We start from the raw sequence: 23,696 nt of genomic DNA, 5'->3' as shown, positions 1-23,696 counted from the left end.
CGTTCGTTGTCTTGGGATAGGTTGTTCGTATACGTTGTCGTAAACAATGTATGCTTTTTCGGAAGGCTTGAGAACAGGTGGCGTAGAGGCACTTGGGTAAGATAGGAGAAGTTAGGCTGTAAGGGGGAGAAGCAATGAAACGAATAAACCGGAAAAGAGCTTTTTTTACAACCGGTTATGTCTTAATGCTGGCTGCAATGGTCTATGTGCTGGTCTATATGCCAACCCCTTATCTGATCTATGGACCAGGTGGGGCAAACGAGATCAAACCGATGGTTAGAGTCCAGGAGGGTGACAGCATCGAACGGGGGACTTTTATGATGACGACGGTATCGGCGCGTTATGCCAATGTTATCATGTTGGGCCTGTCCAAGTTGGACCGCAATTCGGAGATTCAACGCAAAGAGGATCGTCTGCATGGAAGAAGTGAAGACGAATATGCGGCAGAACAGGTATGGTATATGGGGGATTCCCAATCTTCCGCAATGGAGGCTGCCTACACCCGTGCCCATGTCCCCTATCGGATTGTGCCAGATTACGTGTATGTATTTAAGGTCCCGGGCTCGAACAGCGTGTTCGAGCCTGGAGATGAAATATTGGAGCTGAACGGAGTGAGGGTGACCGATAATCGTTCCATTCGGAAGGCTTTGGAGGACGAAAAACCGGGAACAATGGCTAAAGTGAAGCTAAAGCGTGATGGAAAGTTGCTGACCGTGCAAGCTCCCTTAACGACCATCAAGGACAGTGAGACGGGCAAGCAACGTTCTGGATTTGGCGTCAGTATTGCCACGGTACAGAAGGTACAGCCGAAGGATGGACGTAAAACGATTCATTTTACATCTACGGATGTTGGCGGTCCTTCGGCAGGGTTGATGTTTACCATGGAAATCTATAACCAACTGACACCAGGTGATCTGAGTAAGGGATATCGTGCAGCCGGTACGGGTACTATTGATAAGGACGGTCAGGTTGGAGCGATTGGTGGTGCAAAGTATAAAATAGTTGCTGCTGACCGTCAGGATGCGGATTTGTTTTTCGTCCCTGCAGATAATTATAAAGAGGCGAAGGCCAAAGCTGAGCAAATTGGAACCCGGATGAAGCTTGTTCCGGTTCGCAAGCTTGGCGATGCGCTGGATTATATGGAAAAGCTGCCCATCAAACCATAATGGGCGGTCGCAAGTAATCAGCATACATGTCGCGGATGGCGGGACGTGGCATCCCAGCTGCGTATATGGCGGCTGCGGCTGTATCCCAGTCCAGCTGAGGATGTGATCCGGCAGACAGCTTGACCCATACCGGAAGGGTGGCTGTCTGCTTCATACGTGCCAGCAGCTCGCGTCCAGCCCTGTTAAAGCCGAGCACGCGGATATAGCCCGGACCTTTCGCCAGCTCAGCCGGAGTCATATCGGTTTTGGCATGATTCAGCAAAATATGTGTACACATCCGCTGAAGCTTCGTACGAGTATACCGCCTTGTCTTGATCGCGGCGAGCAGGGCCTCCACAGAAGGCTGGGGCAACGTGTACAGCGATTGCCGCAGACGATGCTCCAGCCCTTCGGTGACCTCGTGCAGCTCCGCCAGCTGCTGCGGGCTACGTGTGATCAGAGCGTTCAGCAGCGGCTGGCTGAACGCTTCCCAATGCAGCGGCGCGCGTTCGGCTTGCCACTCGCGCCGCAAAATCTCCAGTGTCGCCGCAGGTATGTACGGCGACGCGGCCTCAGACCCGCCGTTCAGCAGCAGACGGCGGATGGCCGTGGCGCTGGCGATGACTCCGTCCGTAGGGGCCGCGGCTTCATGGTAGCCCGATCCCGTGCGGGCTACCGTGAAGGGCTTGATTGTGCTGCCCAGCCTTTCCAGCGCAATCAAGTAATGCAGCCCCAACGTATTGTTGGGCTGCTGCATGAGGGCGGCGAGCGCAGCGCCGTCCTCTCCTTCGGCCGCCAGCGCGGCTGCGGCTCCCGCGTAGGCAGCGGGATAGCTCGCGCCGCTGCTTAGGCGCTGCGCGATGCCGGCCTTGAGCTCGGCCGACTCTGCCGCCAGCACGCGGGCCAGCGCGCGCAGCGGGGCGATGTCTCCGCTCTCGCTACCGAAGCTGAGCGCGTCGACGATGCCCGTCGCATGGAGCAGGGCGACCGCTCCGCGGGCAAACCATTCTGCAGGCTGGACGGCATAGGCCACAGGCAGCTCCAGAACCAGGTCCACACCCATGGCGAGTGCCATTTCGGTGCGGGACCATTTGTCTGTAATCGCGGGTTCACCCCGCTGAAGGAAAGGGCCACTCATCACAGCCACTGTGCGCTGTGCACCAGTGATGCGAAGAGACTCCTCCCAGTGATGGACATGTCCGTTATGCAGAGGATTGTACTCTACAATCATACCGAGTGTTTTCAAGACCGTATGTCGGCTCCTTTCTTAAAGTAACTTATTGGGTAACTATTTTGATAATAATGGTTAAGTACCCGTGAATGATTGTTTTCAGGGCAGCTATACTGTTTTTCATCGTCGGCATGAACAAGACCATTGAGACCTGGACGAAAAAGCTTTATACTCGCATTATTGTACACGAAGAGTGGCGGGGGTACGATACTCATCGGTACATGTTTAGCACAATGCATTTTTGCTTTTGCATAAAACTTGTCGAACCATTGGAAAACCAGTGGATTTGTGAGTGGTGTAAAGTGAAAGGTGTTGACAAACGACTCGATCAGTCGGTATAATAATTTTTGTTTGTTTGGAGTGATAGTGATGCAACTATTTTTTCGCAAAGTAGCAACAAGTGACGGTCCTTTTCCTATCCGTGAATCTCTTAATGTGAGTGAATTGGTGGATGATCGTGCTGATGTTACGGCCGTTTCCCCGCTGGAGACCGACTTGGTCGCCGTTAGTCTGGGTCAAGGCTTGATGAGCGTAGAAGGCACGTTGACCGCAGGTCTGGACATGCTGTGTTCACGCTGTTTAAGCCCGATGCACGAGGATTTAAAGATTGAATTCCGTGAACGGTTCAAGCAAACCTCTTCGAGTGTTGAAGAGGAGGATGAAGATGGCGATTTTATCGCAGTGACGGAGGACTCCTTCGACATTGCACCGTATTGTGAAGAACTGTTTGTACTGCATGTGCCGTTTGCGCCTTTGTGCAGTGAGGATTGTCAGGGAATCGCACCAAAGACCGGACAAAACTGGAGTATTGGCTCCGGTGACAGTAACGATGGCGATACGGAAAAGATTGATCCGCGTCTGGCAGGGCTTAAGGATTTTTTTAAATGAGAATTGAGTTCAATTCTGAAAAATCATCATCCGCTTGTGCCGGAGAGTTACTGAACCGATGCGTGGATGTTGCAGGCTTGATTCACCGGCTGTAAGATTGCTTCTGGCATTTTCTTTCAGTCTTGAATGAGATAAGAAGTCATACCCGCTATGCGGGGGTGATCTGGTTAAGGAGGTGGGAATAATGGCAGTACCTCAACGGAGAACATCCAAAACTCGTCGCGACAAACGTCGTACTCACTTTAAACTGGCAGTACCAGGTATGGTGAAATGCTCCGAATGCGGCGAATTGAAACTTGCTCACCATGTGTGCAAAGTTTGCGGAACGTACAAAGCTAGAGAGATCATCTCTCAATAATGTCCGATAAGCGGATTCTTTGGAATCTTCGCAGGAAGAGTAGCGCTTCACTTCAGTGAGGCGCTACTTTTTTTTGTCTGCATGCTTCCTTTTTACGTCAGCATGCTATATACTGTTTTAGTACCAGGTTCTAAGAAAGAAGGGCCGAAGAGGTTCCTTTATACATACAAGAAGACAAATCGGCTTGAAGTTTCGCCGTTAGAAAGTGAAGTAAAGTAACCCGAACTGTCGTCTGAACGACAGTTTATTGTAGGGAAAGGAGGCGTCACTGACATCGAACGTTTGCCGAAGAGACAGAGACAGCAGCGGCTGACTCAATTAATTGATGATAATCCGTTCGTAACGGATCAGGAATTGACAAGACAGCTGAAGGTAAGTATTCAGACTATTCGGCTGGACCGGATGGAACTGGGAATCCCAGAATTGCGGGAACGGCTAAAGCTGATGGCTGAGCGCTCCTACGACCAGGTTCGTTCCTTGCCTTTGCATGAAGTGATCGGGGATATCGTTGATCTACAGTTGGATCGAAGCGGTATTTCGATTTTTGAGATTAAAGAGGAACATATTTTTTCGCGTACTGGCATTGCGCGGGGGCATTATGTATTTGCTCAGGCCAATTCATTGGCCGTTGCCGTGATTAATGATGAGATAGCATTGACTGCATCAGCGGATATACGCTTTGTCCGCCCGGTTCATTTAGGTGAGAAGTGCATTGCCAAGGCATATGTACGCTCAAATCCAGAACAAAAAGGGAAGGCTAAAGTGGAAGTCTTTGCCTACGTAGGAGAAGAAATGGTGTTCCAAGGCAACTTTGTCATTTATCGCTCCACGGAGGAAGAGTATAGCGAAGGAGGAAGTCAGCATGCGGATCGCCATTGATGCCATGGGGGGAGATAATGCTCCTGAGGCGACAGTAGAGGGCGCGCTATCTGCGGCAGCGGAATGGAAGGATACGGACATTACGCTGGTTGGTGACCTGGAACGAATTGAATCGGTTCTGAACGGTAGGGCGTTGCCGACGAACCTCAGCATTCGCCATGCATCCGAAATGATAGATGCGCAGGACGAGCCTGTAAAGGCAGTGCGCCGTAAAAAGGATGCCTCGATGGTCGTAGCTGGTCGAATGGTCAGAGAAGGCGAAGCGGATGCCATGATATCCGCAGGTAATACAGGCGCGCTAATGACCACAGGGTTGCTGGTGGTTGGAAGAATGGAGGGCATTGAACGTCCGGCTCTCGCGCCGATGATACCAACGATAGATGATCAGGGTATTCTAGCGCTGGACTTGGGAGCCAATATGGATGCCAAGCCTGAGCATCTTGCCCAGTATGCACTGATGGGGAGCTTGTATCGTCAGAAAGTTCACGGTGTGTCTTCTCCAAGGGTGGGTCTGCTAAATGTGGGGACCGAAGCTGGGAAGGGCAATGAACTGACGAAGTTGGCATATCCACTTATTGAGCAGTTACCTGTCAATTTTGTGGGTAATGTTGAATCGAGAGATGTGTTAACCGGGAATTGCGATGTACTGGTGTGCGATGGATTTGCTGGAAATATCATGCTAAAATCGCTAGAGGGTACAGCCGGAGCCATATTTTCTCTCTTAAAAGAGCAATTCACCAAATCCTTGAAGACCAAGCTTGCGGCAGCCTTGATTATGCCTGAGCTTCGCAGTCTGAAAGGTAAATTGGATTATAAAGAGCATGGCGGGGCTCCTTTGCTGGGTTTGAGTGGACTCGTCCTGAAAAGTCACGGTTCGTCTGACGGCGTTGCCGTCAAAAATGCGGTAAGGCAGGCTCGTACGGCCTTGCAAAACCGGTTGGTGGAAAGTATATCCAAGGAAATCAGCAGGAAGTGAGTGACGATATGAATAAATTACGGCCGGTTGGTGTTATCGGAACAGGGAAATACGTACCTGAGAAAATTCTGACCAATAAAGATTTGGAAGCAATCGTAGAAACAAGTGATGAATGGATTGTCAGCCGTACAGGGATTCAGGAGCGCCATATTGCGGCTCCAGAGCAGGCTACATCTGATTTAGCTTATGAAGCAGCAATTAAGGCGTTGGAGTCCGCGGGTATGACGGCACAGGATCTGGATTTAATTATTGTAGCTACGGTTACACCGGATATGGCGTTTCCGTCAACTGCCTGCATTCTTCAGGACAAATTGGGAGCCAAAGGCGCAGCAGCTTTCGATTTGTCTGCGGCATGCTCGGGTTTTGTATACGGACTGGCTACGGCAACGAGCTTCATTAAGACAGGTATCTATAATAATGCATTAATCATTGGGGCAGACTGTCTTTCTCGGATTACAGATTATACCGACCGCAATACCTGTGTTCTATTCGGAGATGGTGCAGGAGCTGTAGTGATTGGCGAAGTGCCTGAAGGTAGAGGATTCCAATCCTTTGATCTCGGGGCTGAGGGTGCCGGAGGCAGCTTACTCAAGTTGGAAGCAGGAGGCTCGCGTTTGCCTGCGAGTGCAGACACACTGGAAAATAAACAGCACTATATTTACATGAACGGACGCGAAGTGTTCAAGTTCGCGGTTCGTGTTATGGGAACGGCAACGGTCGATGTGTTGGAAAAAGCAGGGCTGTCCAAAGATGATATTGATCTGTTCGTTCCGCATCAAGCCAATGTTCGCATCATCCAATCGGCGATGCAACGTCTGGATTTACCAGAGGAAAAGGTAGTTGTTAATGTTCATAAATATGCGAATACATCGGCAGCATCAATCCCTCTCGCTCTTGTGGAAGCAGCTGAGGAAGGCCGCATGAAGGAAGGCGACCGTGTATTAATGGTGGGCTTTGGCGGTGGCTTGACCTGGGGAGCGTCGGTTCTTGTCTGGTAATAAGATGGAAGTTTTGATATAATATTGAATTTGTGTAGTGTTTTACAGGACAAGCATTGGATACAGAGAGGTGCATACACGATGGGCAAAACGGCATTTATATTTCCCGGTCAGGGTTCACAAGCTGTAGGTATGGCTAAAGATGCTTATGAAGCAGTTCCAGCTGCAACAGAAGTATTTCGCCAAGCGGACGAACGGTTAGGGTTCGCACTAAGCACACTGATTTTTGAAGGGCCGGACACAGCTTTGAAGCAAACATCCAATACGCAGCCTGCACTGTTAACGGCGAGCATTGCGTTGTATGAAGCGTTCAAGGAAGAAATGGGCATTCATCCCGATTATGTGGCTGGACACAGTCTAGGAGAATACAGCGCGCTAGTCGCTTCCGGTGTTCTCGCATTTGAGGATGCGGTTGAAATCGTTCGTACACGTGGCGAGTTCATGGAGCAGGCCATTCCTGATGGGCAAGGCGGGATGGCTGCTGTGTTGGGAGCTGATCGTGAAGCATTGGCAGCATTGTGCCGTGATATTACGGAGTCTGGTCAACTGGTCGAACTAGCCAACATCAATTGTCCTGGACAAATTGTTGTATCTGGTACGAAGGAGGGCGTAGCTGCTGTCGCTGAACGTGTGAAGGAAGCAGGAGGCAAGCGCGCTATTTCTCTGGAGGTTAGCGGTCCTTTCCACTCGTCATTGATGAAGGAAGCAGCGACCAAGCTCTCCGGCAAGTTGGAGGCTGTAACTTTCTCGAAAGCTCAGGTTCCGGTTGTTGCTAATGTAACAGCTAAACCTGTACGTGAGGGGAGCGAAATTCGCCAACTGTTGGTGGATCAGGTCTATTCTCCGGTACTGTGGGAAGACAGTGTAACATGGCTACTAGAACAAGGTGTTGACACCTTTGTTGAGTTTGGACCGGGAAGTGTATTGACTGGACTGGTTAAAAAAATCGACAAAACGGTTAAGCTGTATAATATAAGCAGCCTGGAGTCGTTTGCTTCTGTAACGGAAGCCTTGGAGGCCCGTTAAAAGTATAATCATTGCCTTAACGGGTTATATACTTGCAAGGGGGGACTATGATGTCTAAGCCATTGAGTGGAAAAACGGCGCTCGTTACGGGAGCGTCGCGCGGAATTGGCCGTAGTATTGCGCTGGCGCTGGCTGAAGCAGGTGCTAATGTGGCGGTAAACTATGCTGGTAGTGAAGCGGCTGCGACTGAGGTAGCAGAGCAGATTCGTGCCAAAGGTGTAGAGGCTATTACAGTTCAGGCAAATGTCGGTCGCGCTGACGAAGCAGATCAGTTGATCAAGGATGTGATTGGCGCTTGGGGCAAGATTGACATCCTGGTGAATAATGCCGGCATAACAAGAGATAATTTAATCATGCGCATGAAGGAAGAGGAATTCGATCAGGTGATCGAAACGAATCTGAAGGGTGTGTTTAATTGTCTTAAGGCGGCAACACGTCCAATGATGAAGCAGCGTTCTGGCCGAATTATCAATATCTCATCCGTGGTTGGTGTACTTGGCAACGCAGGACAAGCCAACTACGTTGCTGCTAAAGCAGGGGTAATTGGTCTTACCAAATCCTCTGCTCGAGAGCTTGCTTCGAGAGGTATTACAGTGAACTGTGTGGCTCCTGGATTCATCGATACTGAGATGACGCAGGTGCTGGCTGATGATTTGCGTGACAATATGCTGAGCGGTATTCCGCTGGCCCGTCTTGGACGGCCTGAGGAAATTGCTGACGTGGTGCTGTTCTTGGCCTCGGATGCTTCCTCATATATGACGGGCCAGACTTTGCATGTGGATGGCGGCATGTATATGTAGTAGCATGTTGCCAATCCGCATGCCCCGATGAAGAGTTGTCAATGAAAACTCTCTTCTATGGCATTTTAATTGTAATTTTCGTATAATACCTAAGAGGAGGTGAGCCGGATGTCCGATGTATTGGAGCGCGTAAAACGCATTGTCGTTGACCGTTTGGGAGCCGACGAAGCCGAAGTTACACTTGAAGCATCTTTTAAAGATGATTTAGGCGCTGATTCTCTCGATGTAGTTGAATTGGTAATGGAATTGGAAGATGAGTTTGATATGGAAATCTCTGATGAAGATGCAGAGAAAATTACAACTGTAGGTGAAGTTGTGAAGTACATACAATCTCATACCTAATTCATGTCATCAAAAGTCCCGTTCTGTTACAGGCGGGACTTTCTCCTAATTATACAGATTGAACTAAAGACGGAATTGCCGCGTGTTTTTGAGTCTGGCTCAGCTTCACTTAGTCAAAGGCTGAGGAGTATGCGGCATTACTAACTTTAGTTGATTCTATATTATTTTTACGCACAAGAGAGTGCGGTCTTAAAATACAATATGCAGTAGACATAGAGGTGATTATCTTTGAAACAACGTGTTGTCATAACAGGAATGGGTGTAATCACTTCGCTGGGACAGGATTTGAACACACTATGGGATAATCTGATGGCTGGAAAATCCGGCGTCAGTGAAATCGAAGCTTTCGATACAAGTGAGTACACTACGAAAATAGCCGCTTCCATTAAAGATTTTAATCCAGAGGATTATATTGAACGTAAGGATGCGCGTAAAATGGACCGCTTTGTGCAGTTTGCGGTTGCTGCTAGTAAATTGGCGCTTGAGGACAGCGGACTTGTAATCGGAGAAAATGCGGATGCTGAGCGTGTTGGTGTATCTGTCGGTTCCGGTATTGGTGGATTGGGAACTTGGGAGGATCAGCACAACGCACTGATTGAAAAAGGACCTAAACGCGTAAGCCCTTTCTTCATCCCGATGATGATTGCTAATATGGGTTCCGGTCAAGTGTCAATTTCACTCGGTGCTAAAGGCCCCAATACATCACCGGTTACGGCTTGTGCCACGGGCAGTCATGCTATTGGTGATTCCTTCCGCATGATTCAGCGTGGTGACGCAGACGCCATGATTTGCGGAGGAGCTGAGGCGACTATTCGTCCGATTGGTATGGCTGGATTTTGTTCCATGCGAGCAATGTCCACGCGTAACGACGAGCCTGAAAAGGCAAGCCGTCCTTTTGATACCGAAAGAGACGGGTTTGTTATGGGCGAAGGCTCTGGTGTTCTTATTCTAGAATCGTTGGATCATGCTTTGAAGCGTGGTGCGCGTATTTACGGTGAAGTGATTGGCTACGGTCTTTCTGGCGATGCCCATCATATGACGGAGCCTGATCCAGAGGGAGCAGCACGCTGCATTAGAATGGCGATCCGTGATGCTGGATTGAATCCTGAAGAGATTGATTATATCAATGCACATGGTACATCTACGCCAGTCGGTGATAAATCCGAAACGGAAGCAGTCAAGAAAACGCTGGGAGAGCATGCCTATAAGGTAGCGATCAGCTCAACTAAGTCGATGACAGGGCATTTATTGGGTGCAGCGGGCGGCGTTGAAGCCGTGATCTGTGGTCTCGCCCTTCAGCATCAGACGATTCCGCCAACGATTAATTTGGATAATCAAGACCCGGCATGCGATCTTGATTATGTACCTAATAAGCCGAGAAAAGCGGAACTGAATGTGGTTATGTCCAATTCCTTTGGTTTTGGCGGTCACAATGCTACGGTTATTCTAAAAAAATATGAAGCATAAGGGGTCAGTTCGTTGAGTGGAGACTTGAAGCAATTACAGCAGAAACTTCATATTCAATTCAACAATCGGCAGCTTCTGAAGCAGGCCTTTACGCACGCTTCCTACGTAAACGAACATCGGTTCAGTCAGCATGCAGACAATGAGCGTCTTGAATTTTTAGGTGACGCTGTTCTGGAACTGACGGTGTCCGAGCAATTGTACAATCAGTACCCTAACCGACCCGAAGGCGAACTCACCAAGCTGCGTGCAGCTATTGTCTGTGAGCCTTCTCTGGTGAAGTTTGCTGTCGGGCTTGAGTTTGGGCAATATGTACTGCTTGGAAAAGGTGAAGAGTTGACAGGTGGACGTACTCGTCCGGCTCTGTTGGCTGATGTATTCGAAGCGTTCGTAGGTGCGCTTTATTTGGATCAGGGTCTGGAGGCCGTCCGGTCGTTTCTGGAACGTTATATTTTTCCTCAAATTGTATTAAACGGTAAGCTTCAGATGAGTGATTTCAAAACAGAGCTTCAGGAACTGACGCAGCATCATAACATGGGGATGCTTGAATACAAGATTGTAGAGGAGCGCGGACCAGCCCATGAGCGCGAGTTTGTAGCTGAGGTATATATGGACAGCGAACGGCTAGGGGCAGGTACGGGACGCTCCAAAAAAGAAGCTGAGCAGCAAGCGGCGGCAGTAGCTTTAAACCGTTTGAAGCTGGCAGAATCGTAATCGGTACCTGAGCAGCCCGGACGGGTTACGCAAGCAGGGGACACAAAGTAAGAGCAAAGGGCAGTCCGCGGGGAGTCCCGGCCCGTAATGGCGAATGGACTGCGTTTTGCTCTTTTTTCGTGGCTTTGCTGGTGTAATGTGAGTGTCGGTACTGTGCTTTATACAAGCTAGTTTATGCTACAATAGGGATAATTCATATCAATCAGGTATACGGTGTTGTACAAGCATATTTGAAATGTTAGAGGTGAGATTGAGCATGTTTTTAAAGCGCATTGAGCTGGCGGGCTTCAAATCGTTTGCAGATAAAACGGAAATGGAATTTGTCCGCGGCATTACGGCAGTCGTCGGACCCAACGGAAGCGGAAAAAGTAATATTTCCGACGGGATTCGTTGGGTGCTGGGCGAACAGAGTGCCAAATCACTGCGTGGCGGCAAAATGGAGGACATTATTTTTGCGGGTAGTGATGCTCGTAAGGCTGTTAATTACGGTGAAGTATCGCTTACGCTGGATAATGAAGATCAGGCGTTGCCTCTGGATTTTGGTGAAGTCACGGTAACGCGACGTGTACATCGAAGTGGGGATAGTGAATATTTCATTAATCGGCAATCATGCAGACTCCGAGATATTACAGAGCTGTTTATGGATACAGGGATTGGTAAAGAAGCTTATTCAATTATTGGACAGGGACGCATTGAAGAAATTCTGAGTACCCGATCTGAGGATCGTCGAGGTATTTTTGAGGAAGCCTCGGGTATCGTAAAGTATAAATCGCGTAAAAAAGATGCGGTTCGCAAGCTGGATGAAACGGAGCAAAATTTACTGCGTATTCACGATTTGGTTAGTGAACTGGAGGATCAGATTGGACCGCTTAAGGAGCAGTCTGAAAAGGCGATTCATTTTAAAGAGCTGCGCGGTGAATTGAAATCCAAAGAAATTTCAATGTACGTCCATCAAATTGAACAAATTCATACTTCGTGGAGCGATGCGACTTCCAAACTAGCTTTGCTGCAGCAGGAGCAACTTCAGTTGTCTACGGTGGTGTCCAGCCACGATGCGATGCTGGAAAGCGACCGCAACGAATTACGCCAGCTGGAGGAGCAAGTAGAGCGGTTGCAAAGGGATCTGCTGCAATACAGTGAAGCGACGGAGAAAAGTGAAGGCTACGGCGAATTGCTCAAAGAGCGCACACGCAATCTGGAGGCTAATCGGGAACAATTGATCTTATCACTTAGCACAAGCGAATCACGGCATTCCGAGCGCAGGAGTGAACTGGATCAACTGAACGAAAAGCTGTCTGCACTGAATGTAGAGCTTGACGAGTTGCGTGGGCGGCTGTCTGACGAAGAGGCCAAACTGATTGGTGTTACAGGTGGAATCAGCCAGGAGCAGGAAGAAAGCCTAAAGGGTGGTCTGCTGGAGCTGATGAATCAAATGGCACAGGCCCGTAACGAAATTCGTTATACAGACCAACAGAAGGAAGCATTGGAACGGCGTGTGACTCGCGTAAGTGACGAATCCGGCAAATGGGAAGCCCAGAAAGTACAGCTTGAACAGCGCAAAAAGGGATTGGAAGCTGCTGTTCAGAAGCTAGGGCAGGAAATAAGTAGTTTGCGTAGTGGCTATATTCAGGGAAGTGAAAAGTACCAAGCCCTGCAAAAACTTCTGGAAGAAAACCAGGGTACGGTTCGTAAATGGGAACAAAAACGAGAGGCTCTAATTTCACGGCGAGATACGATGAAGGAAATGCAGGATGACTTTGACGGCTTCATGCTTGGAGTTAAAGAGGTATTGAAGGCTGCACGAAAAGAAACCTTGCACGGTGTACATGGAGCGGTAGCGGAGCTGATTCGGGTGCCTGAGCATTTAGAGCAGGCGATGGAGACCGCTTTGGGTGCTTCAGTTCAGCATATCGTGATGGAAAATGAATCCGTATCCAGACAGGCGATCAGTTTTCTAAAGCAACGTCAACTGGGCAGAGCGACATTTTTGCCTATGGATGTTATCCGCCCGCGTCAAATCGGTGCGGGGGAACGCCAAATTGCAGAAGGCGCTGAAGGCTTTGTCGGGATCGGTGCAGATCTTGTTCAGTATGATGATCGATATGCCGGAATTGTAGGCAGTCTCTTGGGGAATGTGGTCATTGCCCGTACGTTGGAAGATGCAAACCGTATTGCGGCCCGTTGCCAATATAGATACCGCGTGGTCACTTTGGAAGGCGATGTTGTCAATGCAGGGGGTTCCATGACTGGGGGAAGCCAGTTCAAGAAAAATGCTAATCTGCTTGGACGTAAACGTCAGCTGGATCAGTTGGATCAAGACATTGTAGATACGGAGCAGCAAATTGCAAGGTTGCGCCAGAGTGCAATAGATACCAAACGCCAGCTGGAGGAGACACAGACCCGTCTGGACGAGTTGCGTCAGGGCGGCGATGTGAAGCGCGGTGAAGAGCAGCAGATGGCAATGGAGCTCAAGCAACTGGAGCATGAACTTCGTCATGTTCTGGAGCAGGTCGCTGCGTCTGGTCAGGAGAAAAAGGGCTTTGATCAGGAAATCAAGGAGCTGGAAACTTCCCGTGAAGAAGCGTTGGTAAAGTTGGCTGCGCTGGAGGAAGAAGAGAAGAAAACGCATCAGGCCATTCACGCTGCCGAATTCGCCCGTAAAGCCAACGAATCTGCCAAAGAGCAGCTGCAGGGAGAGCTCACGAATCTCAAGGTAAGAGAAGGAAAGCTGGACCAGGAGCGCTTTTCATTGGAAGAGCAGCTGCGCAGATTGCGTGGGGATTATGATACTCTTGGTAAGGATTCGAGACAAAACAAGACCTTGCTTGCTTCCATCGAAGCAGATTTGCTGACCAATGAGCAGGAGACCGTGAAACAGATTGAAAATCTCAATCAATACCGTTTGAAAAAGGAAGAAGCCGCACAGCAACTGGAATTCAAGCGGGCTGCACGCAGCAGCTTGTCCAAAAAGCTGGAAGTGGCTGAGAACGACACGAAAGAACAGCGAATTCAGCTCAAGTCAGTGGAGGAGTTGCTTCGTCAAACGGAAATTGGAGTAAATCGACTTGATGTGGAACTGGAAAATGTTCTGAAAAAATTAAGTGATGATTATGAACTCAGCTATGAGTTAGCCAAGCAGCGTTACCCTATACCTGAAGATATTGAAGGTACGCAGAGTGAGGTTGAAAGGCTCAAACGTGGTATTTCCGCGTTAGGTGAGGTGAATCTAGGTGCCATTGAGGAATACCAGCGTGTGCATGAGCGTTATACGTTTCTTGATGAGCAAAAGTCTGATTTGGTGGAGGCCAAGACAACGCTTTATCAGGTTATTCGTGAAATGGATGAAGAAATGTCCAAACGCTTTAAGACTACATTCGATGCTATTCGGCGCGAATTTGGAACGGTATTCTCCAAGCTGTTCGGAGGCGGACGTGCTGATCTCGTGCTGCTTGACCCGGAACGCTTGCTGGAGACGGGAATCGACATCGTAGCTCAACCACCGGGCAAAAAACTGCAAAACTTGCAGCTACTGTCGGGCGGTGAGCGTGCGTTAACAGCGATGGCGTTACTATTTGCCATTTTACACGTTAAACCTGTTCCATTCTGTGTACTCGATGAAGTAGAGGCTGCATTGGACGAAGCAAACGTGGTGCGTTTTGCCCAGTATTTACGAGAATTCTCGGAGCAGACACAGTTCATTGTAGTCACACACCGCAAGGGCACAATGGAAGAATCTGATGTGCTGTACGGGGTTACGATGGAGGAAGGCGGGGTTTCCAAACTCGTATCTGTCAAGCTGGACAACGATGAAGCTGAGATTGCCTGACATTAAATAACATACTTTCAGACCAACGGAGGGAATCCATGAGTTTCTTTAGAAAATTGAAGGAAAGCATTGCAAACAAAACTGAATCTGTCACAAAACAGTTCAAAGATGGTTTGGAAAAAACACGTAAAGGTTTTGTTGAAAAAGTAACGGACTTGATGATTCGCCGTAAAAAGATTGATGAGGAATTTTATGAGGAACTGGAAGAAATTCTGATCGGAGCAGACGTAGGCGTCAACACGGTTATGAACCTCATTGAAGACCTGCGAGAAGAAGTGAAAAAGCGCAAAATCGAGGACGCATCCGAGTTACAGCCTGTATTGTCGGAAAAGCTGTCCGAGTTGCTGCGGGGTAATGACAATAGTCAGCTCAAAATGAGTCCTGACGGGATTACAGTCATTTTATTCGTGGGAGTCAATGGCGTCGGCAAAACAACAACCATTGGCAAGTTAGCTCACCGTTTTAAACAAGAGGGCAAAAAAGTATTGTTGGCTGCTGGGGATACGTTCCGGGCGGGTGCGATTGAACAGTTGGAGGTATGGGGCGAACGGGCAGGTGTAGAGGTTATTAAGCAGCAATCCGGTTCCGATCCGGCTGCGGTTATGTTTGATGCCGTACAGGCTGCCAAGCAGCGTAAAGTGGATGTTTTGTTGTGTGATACCGCAGGACGTCTTCAGAATAAAAGCAATCTAATGGAGGAACTGAACAAAATTTTCCGTGTGATTCAACGCGAAATTCCAGATGCTCCACATGAAGTGTTGTTGGTACTTGATGCGACGACTGGACAAAATGCACTTAACCAAGCCAAGCTGTTTGGTGAGAAAAGCGGTGTAACCGGGCTGGTACTAACGAAGTTGGATGGTACAGCGAAGGGCGGGATTGTTGTGGCCATACGTCAGGAGCTGAATTTGCCTGTTAAGCTGGTGGGCTTAGGTGAAAAAGTGAATGATCTTCAACCGTTTGATTCCGAGCAATTCGTTCATGCGTTGTTTGCGGGGTTGATTCAGGAAGAGACGGTCGAAGCAACTGCTACAGGCGAGGAAGAACAGAACTGATACGTTTAAAGTAGGCTTTCATGCTACGTTTGGGACTAAGTAGCCATCCTGTTGCTGCTCAAGTTCGCCCAGATGTATAATGAAAGCAAGAAGTCTGTCGATGCCGTATATGTAATGTATCTTGTATGTAAAATATAAATCAGGAAGCCGGGTGAAAAACCGATGGCAAACACCTATACCTACTCCCGACGGGAAGAAGTAGCCAACGCCATTACACATGGAATTGGAGCCGTTTTAAGCGTAGCAGCGCTTGTGTTGCTCATTGTTTTTGCTAGCATGAAAGGAACCACTTGGCATGTCGTCAGCTTTACGATTTACGGGATTACGATGTTGCTGTTGTACACCAATTCAACGTTGCTTCATAGCCTGCGTGAAGGGAAAATGAAAGATTTGTTCGAAATATTCGATCATTCTTGCATTTACCTGTTCATTGCAGGTAGCTACACCCCGTTTATGCTCGTTGCATTGCGAGGTACTATGGGATGGACGCTGTTTGGAGTGATTTGGGGGATTGCACTGTTTGGTGTGTTGTTCAAGGCGTTTTTCACCAAGCGCTTTCTGTTTATGTCTACCGTGTTTTACATTGTGATGGGCTGGCTCATCACCATTGCCTGGAATCCTCTTGTTGCGACTGTTCCCGCCGGAGGGATGACGTTATTGTTCGTAGGTGGTCTAATGTATACGTTGGGCACGATTTTCTATGTGTGGCGGGCATTTCCATATCACCATGCGATCTGGCATCTGTTTGTTTTAGCAGGCAGCATACTTCATTTTCTGGCTGTTCTGCTGTATCTTACTCCAGTAAGGGTTTAAGTAACAGTGGGCAAAAAGCCGATCCGTACTTCCGTTTGAGGGCAGTGGATCGGCTTTTTTTTGTATGACAAGGGATAACGCTTGACATCTTCTTTTCTTTTATGTATCATAAGGAACGTTGAAAAGAACTGTAAAGTGTTTTTCCTTGACGATGGAGGTATACAAGATGAGTCAGGAGAATCGGCTGGAAAAGACAAACCGGATTAACCGACTGTTTGACTTCTATGAACCTCTGCTTACAGAGAAGCAACAGATGTTTTTAAAATATTACTTCCATGATGATTTTTCTTTAGGGGAAATTGCATCGGAATTTCAAATTAGCCGTCAGGCAGTGTATGAACATATTAAACGCGCTGAACAGGTATTGGAAATGTACGAGGAAAAGCTTGGTTTGCTAAGTAAGTATGAGCGTAGAATCCAAGATCTCGAAGAATTAAATAAGACGTTGTATGAGGCATTCGGTAAAATCGGTGAGTCCGATGAAGGCACTCTGCAACATGTCCATCAAATTGTAAATCGCCTGCAGGAATTGTAGGACATATAGATATAAGAACAAACAACCCTGGTAGACAAGGAGGTGCGAAAGTATGGCATTTGAAGGATTATCGACTCGCTTGCAAAATGTATTCAGTAAACTGCGCGGTAAAGGAAAAGTGTCTGAGGATGATGTAGCTCAGGCGATGCGTGAAGTACGATTAGCTTTGCTTGAGGCGGACGTTAACTTCAAGGTTGTAAAGGACTTTATTGCCAAGGTAAAGGAGAAATCCGTTGGTAAGGAAGTGATGGACAGCTTTACGCCAGGCATGGTCATCATCGACATCGTGAACAAGGAACTGACCGAGTTGATGGGTGGCAGTCAGGCCAAGCTTGCCAAAGCAAACAAACCGCCTACGGTCATTATGATGGTGGGTCTCCAGGGCGCAGGTAAGACGACGACGTCTGGTAAACTGGCGAAATTGTTGCAAAAGCAAAATCATCGTCCATTGCTTGTAGCTGGTGATATTTATAGACCAGCCGCGATCAAGCAACTTCAGGTTCTGGGGGAGCAGATTAATACTCCTGTATTTACACTGGGAGATCAGACAAGCCCGGTAGAAATTGCGAAACAGGGTTTGCAGCATGCTAAGGATAATGGTAATGACTACGTTATTATAGATACTGCTGGTCGTCTTCATGTTGATGAAGAGCTCATGGAAGAGTTACGCCAGATTCATACCAACGTCAACCCGGATGAAGTTCTACTGGTTGTAGATAGCATGACGGGGCAGGACGCGGTTAACGTTGCAAAGCACTTTAATAGTAGCTTGGAGTTGACGGGAGTTGTACTGACGAAGCTGGATGGTGACACTCGTGGTGGTGCAGCTTTATCAGTTAAGGCTGTGACGGGATGCCCGATCAAGTTTGCTACATTGGGTGAAAAGCTGGATGCGATGGAGCCGTTTCATCCTGAACGGATGGCTTCACGGATTTTAGGCATGGGTGACATGTTGTCCCTGATTGAAAAAGCGCAGTCCAATATCGACGCCGATAAGGCGAAGGAAATGGAACGTAAAATGCGTAATGCCGAGTTTACTTTTGAAGATTTTCTGGAGCAAATGGATCAAGTTAAGAAGCTTGGTCCAATCGACCAGATTCTTGATATGATTCCCGGTATGGGCAACATGAAGCAAATGAAAGATATCAAAGTGGATGACAAACAGATGGGCCGGATTGAGGCTATCGTTCATTCTATGACCACACAGGAAAAGCAAAACCCAGACATGATTAATCATAGCCGACGCAAACGTATTTCTGTAGGCAGTGGAACATCACTGGCTGAGGTAAATCGTCTGATAAAGCAATTTGACGAAATGCGTCGCATGATGAAGCAGTTCTCAGATATGATGGGACCTAAGGGTGGCAAAAACAAGGCTATGAAGCAGCTGAAGAGTATGGGTAAAGGTATGAAGTTTCCTTTCCGCTAAGGCCGTTAGGCCCTTGGAATTATGGGATAACAATATACAGTCTACTTTTTGAAGGAGGTGAATTTTCGTGGCAGTTCGTATTCGTCTGAAACGTATGGGTGCACATAAAGCTCCTTTCTATCGCGTCGTGGTATCTGATTCTCGTTCCCCGCGTGACGGTCGTTTTATCGAAGAAATCGGTTACTACAACCCAATCACAGTACCAGCGGTTGTAAAAATTGATGAAGATAAAGCGCTGAAATGGTTGCAAGATGGTGCACAAGCATCCGACACAGTCCGTAACTTGCTTAGCAAAGCGGGCGTAATGAAAAAGTTTCATGAATCTAAACTACAGAAATAAGGTGCTGATACGGAGGGTCAACCATGGAAGAATTAGTGATAATCATTGCTAAGGCTTTAGTCGATCATCCGGAAGATGTAACCGTGAAGACCTTGGAGAAGGATCGGCTTGTTGTATATGAGCTTAGTGTGCATCCTGAGGATGTAGGCAAAATCATTGGTAAGCAGGGTCGTATCGCCAAGGCGCTTCGCACTGTGGTTGCATCAGCAGCCGTTAAGATGGATAAACGGGTTACCGTAGACATCATATCTTAAAGATATACGAAAGTGGGTTAGGATGTATGTCCTAACCCTTTTTCGTACATGATGAAGATGATATGGAGCGGGACCGATTACAAGCAGGAGGAACACGATGCAACAATTGTTTAATGTCGGAAAAATTGTGAACACCCATGGAATCCGTGGGGAGCTTAAAATATTAACGACGACAGATTTCCCAGAAGATCGTTTTGCTAAAGGTAGTGAGCTTTTGATTGTTCCGGCGGAAGGTAAAGCACCGATCCCCGTAACTGTTGAAACAGCGCGTTTTCAAAAAAATATGGTTGTCGCTAAATTTAAGGAATATCACAATATTAATGAAGTTGAAAAATATAAAGGTACATTGTTGAAGGTATCTGCTGAGCGGTTAGGCGAATTGGAAGAAAACGAATTCTATTTTCATGAAGTAGTCGGCATGGAAGTGGTGACCGAAGACGGAAATGAGCTCGGCGTGGTCAAAGAAATTTTGACTCCGGGAGCCAATGATGTATGGGTAGTCAAAATGCCTAAAGGCAAGGAACTGCTATTGCCGTATATAGAGGATGTTATTTTGGATGTAAACGTGCGTGAAAAACGGGTTACGGTACGGTTAATGGAAGGTCTGCTGTAATGAGGGTGGATGTGCTAACCCTGTTTCCAGAGATGTTTGATGGAGTATTTAATGCAAGCATTCTGGGAAAAGCAAGGGATAAGGGAATTGTATCACTGCAAGCGGTTAATTTTCGTCAGTATGCTGGCAACAAGCATGGACAAGTGGATGATACGCCCTATGGCGGTGGGGGCGGCATGGTTTTGAAGCCTGACCCTATTTTTGCTGCGGTGGAAGCGCTGTTGGATAAATCAGAGCAACCAACATTAGAGACAGCCGATGAAGTTATCCAACATGAAGGGGTAGAACGTAACACAGACATAAAATCTCCGCGTATCATTTTGATGTGTCCACAAGGCGAGACTTTTACGCAAAAGAAAGCGGAAGAGCTGGCCAAAGAGGACCATCTTATTTTTATATGTGGGCATTATGAGGGTTATGATGAGCGTATTCGAGAGTATTTGGTGACGGATGAGCTTTCTATCGGAGATTATGTATTGACTGGTGGTGAGCTTCCAGCCATGACCGTCATTGACAGTGTGACACGGTTGCTACCAGGAGTGCTGGGGAACGAAACGAGTGCGGTAACGGACTCGTTTAGTACGGGGCTGCTGGAGTACCCCCATTATACCCGGCCTGCGGAGTTTCGGGGCTGGAAAGTACCTGATGTACTCCTGTCAGGGCATCACGTCAATATTGATTCTTGGAGACGCCAAGAGGCGTTACGTCGCACGATGGAACGCCGACCAGACTTGTTGGAACAGGCTGAACTGACAGGCAAGGAGCGCATGTGGATTGAGGAGCAGCGCAAATCTGACTGTTTGGGGGATAAGCAATAAAGCGCCTTAGACATGAGTGGATTTGAAAGCAGGCGGTGACCTGTTTTATAATGGAGTCAATTAAATAATGTTTGGTCAAATCCCTTTTTGTTGTTGCAATGCGGTATCCTCCATGATACAATACATCTGTTGTGTGTAATACGGTGGTCCTCTGTGGATGATGAAGGAAACGGTTGTGTTTCCAGAAGAAGCATGAACACCTGTACGGAAGGAGGGAGTCATAGATGAATATCGTCCAAGCGATCACTGAAGAACAACTGCGTAAAGATTTGCCTAACTTTCGTCCTGGTGACACTTTGAAAGTGCACGTGAAAGTTATTGAGGGAACTCGTGAGCGTATCCAGTTGTTTGAAGGTGTTGTAATTAAACGCCGTGGTGGTGGAATCAGTGAGACTTTTACAGTTCGTAAAATTTCTTACGGTGTAGGTGTGGAAAGAACTTTCCCGCTTCATTCCCCGAAAATCGATAAAATCGACGTGGCTCGCCGTGGTAAAGTGCGTCGTGCGAAGCTTTATTATCTTCGTGAACTGCGCGGTAAAGCAGCGAGAATTAAAGAAATTCGTCGTTAATACAACGAATAACGAAAGGGGCTTGGTTACAAGCTCCTTTCGTTTTTTCTACGTACATAGGGAACTGTGGATTATTGACCGTAAAGAGAGGACAGTGAGCTATGGAGCAAGAAGTAGGACAAGGAGCTGTACAGCAGCCAACTGATCAGGATGGTACGCCCAAGCGTAAACAAAAAAATGAGATTTTTGAGTGGCTCAAGGCCATCATTATTGCGTTAGTGCTTGTCTTTTTAATCCGCTGGCTTCTCTTTAAGCCGTTTATTGTGGATGGCCCGTCGATGCAGCCTAACTTTCATACCGGAGAACGCGTCATTGTAAATGAGATTTTGTATGATTTCCGCGCCCCTAAACCAGGCGAAGTGATCGTGTTTCATGTGCCGGAGGAAGGAAGAGACTTTATCAAACGCGTCATTGCCGTTGAAGGAGATACGGTCAAGGTAGAAGGTGACACGATTACAGTAAATGGTAAGCCGATTCAGGAAGCTTATTTGAAAGCTCCTTTAGAAGAAGCCCATCAGAATGGCGAGCTTTACAACAAGTTTACAAATTTTCCAAATGAGAAGTTTAAGGATGGAAAAGTTCCGGCAGGGCATATTTTTGTAATGGGAGATAACCGTTCCAATAGTACAGACAGTCGGATGATTGGATATATTGATTTGAAGGAAGTCGTAGGTCGGGCTGACGTTATTTTCTGGCCGGCGAAAGATATGCAGTGGATTAACCACTAGAATAACTAATAAGCAGCATAGCTGCCGTAATCCTAACTAAGAGCCTAAGGGTAAAAGTAGGAGTTACGATCAATGGGGTGATGACGGTGACGATTCAATGGTTTCCTGGTCATATGACCAGAGCGCGCCGCCAAATTGAAGCAAAATTAAAGTTAATTGATTTGGTCATTGAGCTGATTGATGCTCGATTGCCGCTCTCCAGCCGAAATCCAATGATTGATGATATTTTGCAAGGCAAGCCGCGGATGATTATTTTGAATAAAGCAGATTTGGCGGACCCGGTAGTATCACAGCAATGGATTGCTTATTTTAAGGAGCAGGGGCATGTGGCCCTTCCGGTGGATGCCACAACTGGGACGGGACTAAAAGAAATTCCGATTCAGGCTAAGCTGCTGCTTAAGGAAAAGATAGATCGGCAGATTAGGAAGGGAATGAACCCGCGTCCTATGCGTGGGTTGATTGTTGGTATTCCGAATGTTGGTAAATCGACACTGATCAACCGAATGGCGGGACGTAATATTGCAGCTACGGGTGACCGTCCAGGGGTAACGAAGGCACAGCAGTGGATCAAGATCGGAGAAATTGAATTGCTGGATACACCAGGTATTCTATGGCCTAAATTTGAGGATCAGAATGTAGGCTATCGTCTGGCAGTTACAGGTGCGATCAAGGAAGAAATTCTGAATGTCGAGGATATTGCCTTTTTTGCGACTAAATATTTGGTTCAGTACTATTGGGATGCACTGGCAGAGCGCTTTGAGCTCACCGAACGTCCTGAAGATACAGAAAATCCTGATGAAATTGTCAACGTTATGGAAGCGATCGGACGTAAACGTGGCTGTATTGTTAGCGGCGGACGTGTAGATCTCGAAAAGGCGTCAAAAATCATTTTGCGTGAGCTGCGTGCAGGGAAGCTGGGACGATTCAGTTTGGAAGCTCCTTACTGATTTTACTGGTACACCGATGCAGAACATAGCATTTTGTGGCAAGGAAGAACCTTCCCCATCTCTCCGGAGAGGAGGAAGGTTTTTTTTGGTATTTGAAGGCAGTTAGAAAAGGGTTTTGGACGGTGAAGGTCTGTGGTAAGCTGAATTCAATCGCTAGAGTTACGGCATGAATGACGCGTTAAACTACATATAGATGGGCAGGTATTGAATATGGAAAATAAAGAGATTGTAGCGAAGGACATGCTACATTATGAAAAAAAATGCTGGGAGCAGTCTTGTGAGCGGATTGCAGGTATTGACGAGGTAGGTCGTGGATGCCTGTTTGGTGATGTTGTGGCCGCAGCAGTCATTTTACCAGTGGGTGAGTTACTGGAAGGTGTGGATGATTCCAAAAAATTGACGGACAAGAAGAGAGAAGCATACTACGAGCTGATTATGGAGAAGGCTATTGCTGTAGGAGTTGGCTATATAGACGCGCAGACGATTGATGATATCAATATTAAGCAGGCAGCTCGTTTGGCTATGAAGCAGGCTATTGAGGCTTTACATGTGTCTCCTGATTATTTACTGGTGGATGCAGAAAAGGTAGATGTGCCTATTCCTCAGCTCTCTATTATTAAAGGAGATGCGAACAGTCAGTCCATTGCGGCGGCCTCTATCATCGCCAAGGTAACCCGTGATCGGCTGTGTAAAGGTGAATGGGATGCGAAGTATCCGGAATATGGGATCGGTATACATAAAGGTTACGCTACCAAGTTGCATAGGGAACAAATTTTGGCGCTAGGACCTACAAAGATGCATAGACGCAGCTTTCTGGGCAATTTGCTGACAGAGCAACCGACACTGTTTGATCTGTAGTTACTTATTGTGAATCGGGACAATGCCGATATAAAGTATAACTAATACCATAAGCCCCTTTGAATGGGGGAGAGTGAGAGGAGGGGCGAT

Annotated in this window: 25 protein-coding genes; 24 read left to right on the top strand and 1 reads right to left on the bottom strand. The window is 47.5% G+C overall.

Annotated elements, in window-relative coordinates:
* The first annotated feature begins 134 nt into the window (after window positions 1–134).
* Complete coding sequence (locus NSS66_RS01725) at window positions 135–1,166, top strand: YlbL family protein (protein WP_023988158.1); 1,032 nt, start codon at window positions 135–137, stop codon at window positions 1,164–1,166.
* Here the strand turns inward: NSS66_RS01725 and NSS66_RS01720 are convergent.
* On the bottom strand, window positions 1,156–2,391 hold the full coding sequence (locus NSS66_RS01720; protein ID WP_340958332.1) for a nucleotidyltransferase: 1,236 nt from the start codon (window positions 2,389–2,391) through the stop codon (window positions 1,156–1,158). The two genes, NSS66_RS01725 and NSS66_RS01720, sit on opposite strands and share 11 nt — an antisense overlap.
* Before the next feature lie 354 nt (window positions 2,392–2,745).
* On the opposite strand from NSS66_RS01720, the gene NSS66_RS01715 reads away from it, so the two are divergent.
* The 23 genes from NSS66_RS01715 to NSS66_RS01605 all read left to right on the top strand — a co-directional run bounded on the left by NSS66_RS01715 (window position 2,746) and on the right by NSS66_RS01605 (window position 23,606).
* On the top strand, window positions 2,746–3,264 hold the full coding sequence (locus tag NSS66_RS01715) for a YceD family protein (protein ID WP_340958331.1): 519 nt from the start codon (window positions 2,746–2,748) through the stop codon (window positions 3,262–3,264).
* Window positions 3,265–3,448: 184 nt separating this feature from the next.
* The gene (rpmF, locus tag NSS66_RS01710; RefSeq protein ID WP_007429979.1) at window positions 3,449–3,622 is read left to right on the top strand and encodes a 50S ribosomal protein L32; all 174 of its coding nucleotides are present in this window, start codon (window positions 3,449–3,451) and stop codon (window positions 3,620–3,622) included.
* Between the two features lie 282 nt (window positions 3,623–3,904).
* Window positions 3,905–4,501: a transcription factor FapR gene (gene fapR / locus NSS66_RS01705; RefSeq protein WP_007429980.1), complete on the top strand. Its 597-nt coding sequence runs from the start codon at window positions 3,905–3,907 to the stop codon at window positions 4,499–4,501.
* Window positions 4,485–5,477, top strand: coding sequence for a phosphate acyltransferase PlsX (gene plsX / locus NSS66_RS01700; protein WP_023988161.1), 993 nt, complete (start codon window positions 4,485–4,487; stop codon window positions 5,475–5,477). The genes fapR and plsX overlap by 17 nt, the downstream gene beginning before the upstream one ends.
* An 8-nt stretch (window positions 5,478–5,485) precedes the next feature.
* Window positions 5,486–6,475 carry a beta-ketoacyl-ACP synthase III gene (locus NSS66_RS01695; protein ID WP_023988162.1) on the top strand — a complete coding sequence of 330 codons (990 nt, stop codon included), beginning with the start codon at window positions 5,486–5,488 and terminating at the stop codon, window positions 6,473–6,475.
* Between the two features lie 81 nt (window positions 6,476–6,556).
* The gene (gene fabD, locus NSS66_RS01690; RefSeq protein ID WP_340958329.1) at window positions 6,557–7,501 is read left to right on the top strand and encodes an ACP S-malonyltransferase; all 945 of its coding nucleotides are present in this window, start codon (window positions 6,557–6,559) and stop codon (window positions 7,499–7,501) included.
* 50 nt (window positions 7,502–7,551) lie between these two features.
* Window positions 7,552–8,301: a 3-oxoacyl-[acyl-carrier-protein] reductase gene (gene fabG / locus NSS66_RS01685; RefSeq protein ID WP_025721716.1), complete on the top strand. Its 750-nt coding sequence runs from the start codon at window positions 7,552–7,554 to the stop codon at window positions 8,299–8,301.
* A 108-nt stretch (window positions 8,302–8,409) separates the two neighbouring features.
* Window positions 8,410–8,643 carry an acyl carrier protein gene (locus tag NSS66_RS01680; protein ID WP_007429985.1) on the top strand — a complete coding sequence of 78 codons (234 nt, stop codon included), beginning with the start codon at window positions 8,410–8,412 and terminating at the stop codon, window positions 8,641–8,643.
* A 228-nt stretch (window positions 8,644–8,871) separates the two neighbouring features.
* A complete protein-coding gene (gene fabF, locus NSS66_RS01675) occupies window positions 8,872–10,110 on the top strand; it encodes a beta-ketoacyl-ACP synthase II (protein WP_023988165.1) in 1,239 nt (412 codons plus the stop codon).
* Window positions 10,111–10,122: 12 nt separating this feature from the next.
* Window positions 10,123–10,821, top strand: a complete 699-nt coding sequence (gene rnc, locus NSS66_RS01670; protein ID WP_013309856.1) for a ribonuclease III — start codon at window positions 10,123–10,125, stop codon at window positions 10,819–10,821.
* Between the two features lie 256 nt (window positions 10,822–11,077).
* A complete protein-coding gene (gene smc / locus NSS66_RS01665) occupies window positions 11,078–14,647 on the top strand; it encodes a chromosome segregation protein SMC (protein WP_340958325.1) in 3,570 nt (1,189 codons plus the stop codon).
* Window positions 14,648–14,685: 38 nt separating this feature from the next.
* Window positions 14,686–15,702, top strand: coding sequence for a signal recognition particle-docking protein FtsY (gene ftsY / locus NSS66_RS01660; RefSeq protein WP_023988167.1), 1,017 nt, complete (start codon window positions 14,686–14,688; stop codon window positions 15,700–15,702).
* A gap of 162 nt (window positions 15,703–15,864) precedes the next feature.
* Window positions 15,865–16,515 (top strand): PAQR family membrane homeostasis protein TrhA, encoded by a 651-nt coding sequence (gene trhA / locus NSS66_RS01655; protein WP_023988168.1) that lies wholly within the window; start codon window positions 15,865–15,867, stop codon window positions 16,513–16,515.
* Between the two features lie 166 nt (window positions 16,516–16,681).
* The gene (locus tag NSS66_RS01650; RefSeq protein WP_023988169.1) at window positions 16,682–17,050 is read left to right on the top strand and encodes a putative DNA-binding protein; all 369 of its coding nucleotides are present in this window, start codon (window positions 16,682–16,684) and stop codon (window positions 17,048–17,050) included.
* 52 nt (window positions 17,051–17,102) lie between these two features.
* A complete protein-coding gene (ffh, locus tag NSS66_RS01645; protein WP_340958321.1) occupies window positions 17,103–18,479 on the top strand; it encodes a signal recognition particle protein in 1,377 nt (458 codons plus the stop codon).
* 67 nt (window positions 18,480–18,546) lie between these two features.
* Window positions 18,547–18,819, top strand: coding sequence for a 30S ribosomal protein S16 (gene rpsP / locus NSS66_RS01640; protein ID WP_013309862.1), 273 nt, complete (start codon window positions 18,547–18,549; stop codon window positions 18,817–18,819).
* A 23-nt stretch (window positions 18,820–18,842) separates the two neighbouring features.
* Entirely contained in the window at window positions 18,843–19,073 is a 231-nt protein-coding gene (locus tag NSS66_RS01635; protein ID WP_013309863.1) for a KH domain-containing protein, read from the top strand.
* 97 nt (window positions 19,074–19,170) lie between these two features.
* Window positions 19,171–19,686 carry a ribosome maturation factor RimM gene (gene rimM / locus NSS66_RS01630; protein ID WP_013309864.1) on the top strand — a complete coding sequence of 172 codons (516 nt, stop codon included), beginning with the start codon at window positions 19,171–19,173 and terminating at the stop codon, window positions 19,684–19,686.
* Window positions 19,686–20,504 carry a tRNA (guanosine(37)-N1)-methyltransferase TrmD gene (gene trmD, locus NSS66_RS01625; protein ID WP_023988171.1) on the top strand — a complete coding sequence of 273 codons (819 nt, stop codon included), beginning with the start codon at window positions 19,686–19,688 and terminating at the stop codon, window positions 20,502–20,504. Before rimM ends, trmD begins: the two co-directional genes overlap by 1 nt.
* Before the next feature lie 224 nt (window positions 20,505–20,728).
* Window positions 20,729–21,073 carry a 50S ribosomal protein L19 gene (gene rplS, locus NSS66_RS01620; protein ID WP_010346403.1) on the top strand — a complete coding sequence of 115 codons (345 nt, stop codon included), beginning with the start codon at window positions 20,729–20,731 and terminating at the stop codon, window positions 21,071–21,073.
* 101 nt (window positions 21,074–21,174) lie between these two features.
* Window positions 21,175–21,801 carry a signal peptidase I gene (gene lepB, locus NSS66_RS01615; RefSeq protein ID WP_023988172.1) on the top strand — a complete coding sequence of 209 codons (627 nt, stop codon included), beginning with the start codon at window positions 21,175–21,177 and terminating at the stop codon, window positions 21,799–21,801.
* A gap of 86 nt (window positions 21,802–21,887) precedes the next feature.
* A complete protein-coding gene (gene ylqF / locus NSS66_RS01610; protein WP_023988173.1) occupies window positions 21,888–22,748 on the top strand; it encodes a ribosome biogenesis GTPase YlqF in 861 nt (286 codons plus the stop codon).
* A gap of 210 nt (window positions 22,749–22,958) precedes the next feature.
* Complete coding sequence (locus tag NSS66_RS01605) at window positions 22,959–23,606, top strand: ribonuclease HII (protein WP_071558894.1); 648 nt, start codon at window positions 22,959–22,961, stop codon at window positions 23,604–23,606.
* The last annotated feature ends 90 nt before the right edge of the window (window positions 23,607–23,696 follow it).

Origin of the sequence: Paenibacillus sp. FSL R10-2748 (assembly GCF_038005565.1) — a bacterium.
GTDB classification, from domain to species: domain Bacteria; phylum Bacillota; class Bacilli; order Paenibacillales; family Paenibacillaceae; genus Paenibacillus; species Paenibacillus polymyxa_B.
The sequence above is the reverse complement of the archived record's forward strand: the minus strand, read 5'-3'. Positions and strand labels throughout refer to the sequence as shown.